The sequence below is a fragment of the Longimicrobium sp. genome, assembly GCF_036554565.1.
Lineage (GTDB): Bacteria > Gemmatimonadota > Gemmatimonadetes > Longimicrobiales > Longimicrobiaceae > Longimicrobium.
Genome location: NZ_DATBNB010000260.1, coordinates 1 through 3,967 on the forward strand (window position 1 = coordinate 1; position 3,967 = coordinate 3,967).

General features: G+C 69.4%; 4 protein-coding genes. All 4 read right to left on the reverse strand.

The genetic code is table 11. From position 1 onward, the window contains the following. On the reverse strand, window positions 1-685 hold a 685-nt coding region (gene plsX / locus VIB55_RS07045; RefSeq protein WP_331875964.1), incomplete at its 3' end, for a phosphate acyltransferase PlsX. A 26-nt stretch (window positions 686-711) separates the two neighbouring features. Further along, window positions 712-894: a 50S ribosomal protein L32 gene (rpmF, locus tag VIB55_RS07050; RefSeq protein ID WP_331025830.1), complete on the reverse strand. Its 183-nt coding sequence runs from the start codon at window positions 892-894 to the stop codon at window positions 712-714. Between the two features lie 31 nt (window positions 895-925). Then, window positions 926-1,435 (reverse strand): DUF177 domain-containing protein, encoded by a 510-nt coding sequence (locus tag VIB55_RS07055; protein WP_331875965.1) that lies wholly within the window; start codon window positions 1,433-1,435, stop codon window positions 926-928. Between the two features lie 149 nt (window positions 1,436-1,584). Further along, window positions 1,585-3,450 carry a glycoside hydrolase family 15 protein gene (locus VIB55_RS07060; protein WP_331875966.1) on the reverse strand — a complete coding sequence of 622 codons (1,866 nt, stop codon included), beginning with the start codon at window positions 3,448-3,450 and terminating at the stop codon, window positions 1,585-1,587. Between the last annotated feature and the right edge of the window lie 517 nt (window positions 3,451-3,967).

Below are 3,967 nucleotides of genomic sequence, written 5' to 3' on the forward strand. Positions count from 1 at the left end.
CGTCGGCCACCAGCACGTCGCACTTGCCCGTGACGATGTCGCGCCCCTCGATGTTGCCCACGAAGTTGATGTCCGGCAGCGCGGCCAGGAGCTGGTGCGCCTCGAGCACCACCTCGTTCCCCTTTTCGGGCTCGGAGCCGATGTTCAGCAGGCCGATACGCGGGCGGTCGATCCCCAGCATGTCCTCCGCATACACGCTGCCCAATTGGGCGAACTGCACCAGCTGGTGGGGCTTGGTGTCGACGTTGGCGCCCACGTCCAGCGCCAGGCAGCGCCCGGTGGCCGTGGGAATGCGCGCGCCCACCGGCGGCCGGTCGACGCCCTGCAGGGTTCGCAGAATGACGAGCGACGCGGCCATCACGGCGCCGGTGCTCCCGGCGCTGATGAACGCGTCGACTTCGCCCGCCTGCAGCAGGCGCACGCCCACGACGATGGACGAGTCGCGCTTGCGGCGGATGGCCGTCGCGGGCGCCTCGTGCATCTCGATGACTTCGGACGCATGGACGATCTCCAGCCGGTCGCGCGGCGCGTCGGGCCACCGCGCCAGCTCGGCTTCGATCCGGTCCCTGTCGCCCACCAGCACCACGCTGGCGCCGGCGTCCAGGTCAAGCAAAGCTCCGACCGCGCCCTCGACCTCTACGGCCGGGGCACGGTCGGAGCCCATCGCGTCCAGCGCGATCCGCATGCGTGGTTTCGGGGTGACGGGTTCGTTTAGAACTCGTCGGCCTCGATACGCTGCTCCTTGCGGTAGTAGCCGCAGTTCGGGCAGACGCGGTGCTGGATGTGCGGATCTCCGCACTGCGGGCACGCGCTGAACGACGGCATGGCCGCCTTGACGTGCGTGCGGCGCTTGCGCTGGCGCTGCTTGGACTGGCGACGCTTCGGTACGGCCATCGGTGCCCCCTGCTCTGCTATCGGTAAGTGGTCAGTCGTCGAACTTGACGTTCTTCAGCACGTCCCAGGCGCTCGGAAGCTGCGCGGGAACGCAATCACAGCCCGCCGTGTTCAGGTCGGTTCCGCACTGCGGGCACAGCCCGCGGCAGTCCTCGCCGCACAGGGCGAACTCGGGCGCCCGCAGCAGCACCTGCTCGCGAACCACGTCGCGCAGGTCCAGCTCGTCGCCCCGCGCGGGGAGAGGATACACCTCGCCGTCCGCGCCCTCGTCTTCCTCCGTCAGCGGCTCGAAAAGGAGGTCGACGGTGTCGTCGATCTCCTGCTCCACCGGCGTAAGGCAGCGGCGGCAGGCAAGCCGCACCGCGGTGCGGAGCCGGCCGCGCAGGAACACGCCATCGCCCACGAAGCGGGCGGTGAGGTCCACGTCCAGCGGTGCCGCCAGCTCTACGCGGATGTCGCTCCACATCGGGTCGTCCGCCGCAACCTGCTCGCGAACGTGCACTTCTCCGCGGTCCAGCGCCGCGAGGTTCACTTTCAGCATAAACCGCAAAAGTACAGGGAAAAACGCTTCCTGTCAACCGAACGGCCGGACCGGTGGCCGGGGAGGAGGGCACGGACGAACTCCCGCGCGTCCCTCCCTCCCAGCGTTCGTCCCATACACCGCTTGGACATCGGTGTGCGCGAACGGCCTCACGCCATGCGCGCGGGCCCGTCGCCGCGGGCGCCGTCCAGGCGGCGGTCGATGTCGTACGCGGCGCTGATCAGGGCCAGGTGCGTGAACGCCTGGGGAAAGTTGCCCAGGTGCTCGCCGCTGGGGCCCAGCTCCTCGGCGAACAGCCCCACGTGGTTGGCGTAGCTGAGGATCTTTTCGAAGACGAAGCGCGCCTGCTGCGGATCTCCCCCGCGCGAAAGGCACTCGGCGTACCAGAACGAGCAGATGGAGAAGGTGCCTTCCTCGTCCTGGAACCCGTCGGCCTCGCCGCCGCGCACGGCGTAGCGGCGCACCAGCGAGTCCTCCACCAGGTCCTTCTTCACCGCCTCCATGGTGCTCACCCAGCGCGGGTCGGTGGGGCTGATGAAGCGCAGCAGCGGCATCAGCAGGCACGCGGCGTCCAGCGATCCCTCGCCCGGCGACTGCACGAAAGCGCGGCGGCCGGGGTGCCAGAAGTCGTCGTACACGCTGTGGTAGATGGTGTCGCGCGCCTCCATCCACCGTGCCTCGGGCGCCGGGAGCGAGCGGTGCCGGGCCAGGCGCACCGCCCTGTCCATCGCCACCCAGCTGAGGACGCGCGAGCTGAGGTTGGCGCGCGTCGCACGACGGATCTCCCAGATGCCATGGTCCGGCAGCCGCCAGTTCGCGCACACCCAGTCCACCATCTTGGTCAGCGACTGCCACAGGTCGTACGACAGCGGCTCGGAGTACTTGTCGTACAGGTAGACGGAGTCCATCAGCGCGCCGAAGATGTCCAGCTGCAGCTGTCCCACCGCGCCGTTACCGATTCGCACCGGGCGCGATCCGCGGTAGCCTTCCAGGTGGTGGAGGGTGGATTCGGGGAGCTCGTGCGCGCCGTCGATGCCGTACAGCGGCTGCAGGGGAATGCCGTCGCCCTCCTCGGCGCAGCGCTCGGCGATCCACTGCATGAACGGCGCGGTCTCGTCCGTCAGCCCCAGCCGGATCAGCGCGTACAGGGTGAACGCGGCGTCGCGCACCCAGGTGTAGCGGTAGTCCCAGTTGCGCGCCCCGCCCAGCGCCTCCGGCAGGCCGAAGGTGGGGGCGGCGACGAGCGAGCCGTGCGGATGGCTGAACAGCATCTTCAGCACGAGCGCCGAGCGGTGCACCTCGTCGCGCCAGCGGCCGCGGTAGGTGGACCGGCCGATCCACGTCCGCCAGAAGTTGGTGGTGCGCTTGAATGCTTTCGACGCGTAGTCGTGCGTAGCGGGCGCGGCGTCGTGCCGCTCGGCGGCGGCCTCGAGGACGAAGGTGGCCGTCTGCTCGGTCAGCAGCTCGAACTCGGCCACGCAGTCGCCTTCGTCGATGCGCAGCGGCACCGAGCCGCGCAGGCGCAGGTAGGCCAGCCCGGCGCGCACGGCATCGTCGGGAACGAAGAGGATGCCGTTCTCATCTTCCATCACCCGGTGCTCCACGAGCGCGTAGCCGAACCGGGGGGCGCAGCGCAGGCGGAAGCGCACGGTTCCCCGCACCGCCTTCACGCGGCGGACCACGCGGCGCAAGCCGGCCGTCTCGCCCACGGGCATGAAGTCCGACACTTCGGCCACGCCGTCGGGGGAGAGCGTGCGGGTGAGCAGGACGTTGGTGTCGGGAAGGTACAGCTGCTTTCGGCGGGCCTCGCCCAACTGCGGATCGATGCGGAACGATCCGCCGCGCTTCGCGTCCAGCAGCGAGGCGAAGACGGAGGGCGAGTCGAAGCGCGGGGCGCAGAGAAAGTCGATGGAGCCGTCCAGCCCCACCAGCGCCACCGTATGGAGGTCGCCGATGACGCCGTGGTCCTCGATGGGCAGGTAGCGACTGGCCGATCGCGCGGAGTGCGGGCTCATTACCGGCGCGCAGGCGCAAAACGCGCACCTTTCGTCCACACGGGCCATCTGGAGCGGTGGCCTCGGCTCCGCCGGGCGAATGAATTCGCTGCAACGACTACACGAAGTCCGCCTGCGCGGACTGGCTTGCTCGGGTGTGAGTTGTGGCGTGGAGCGCGGCCGACGCCCCCGCGAAGAGCGAGGTGTCATCCAGAGGCCCGAGCGAACCGAACTGGCCCCCAGCACATGCGATGCAGGGCCGTGGGATCTTGCCGCGGATGCCTCGCAGCCTGGGCGCGGCAGCGGTCATGCAACCCGAGGCCTCGGCAGTGCTGGGGCGACTGAAGTCGCGGCAACGACGGCCCGAAGTCCGCCTTCGCGGACTGCACGCGCAGTCGAGTGCGCGAGGCCAGCCGAAGGGCATTCAGGTCTCCCCGTTAGCGGGGACACGCACCCATTGTCATTCCGATGGAGCGGCCACGGTGTACCCTGCCCGTACGTCACATTTTGCAGCGACTGAGGAATCCGCCACACAACT

What these genes read in the sequence shown, in the direction of transcription:
- rpmF (WP_331025830.1), bottom strand. Translation starts at nt 894, where the DNA reads ATGGCCGTACCGAAGCGTCGCCAGTCCAAGCAGCGCCAGCGCAAGCGC.
- VIB55_RS07055 (WP_331875965.1), bottom strand. Translation starts at nt 1,435, where the DNA reads ATGCTGAAAGTGAACCTCGCGGCGCTGGACCGCGGAGAAGTGCACGTT.
- VIB55_RS07060 (WP_331875966.1), bottom strand. Translation starts at nt 3,450, where the DNA reads ATGAGCCCGCACTCCGCGCGATCGGCCAGTCGCTACCTGCCCATCGAG.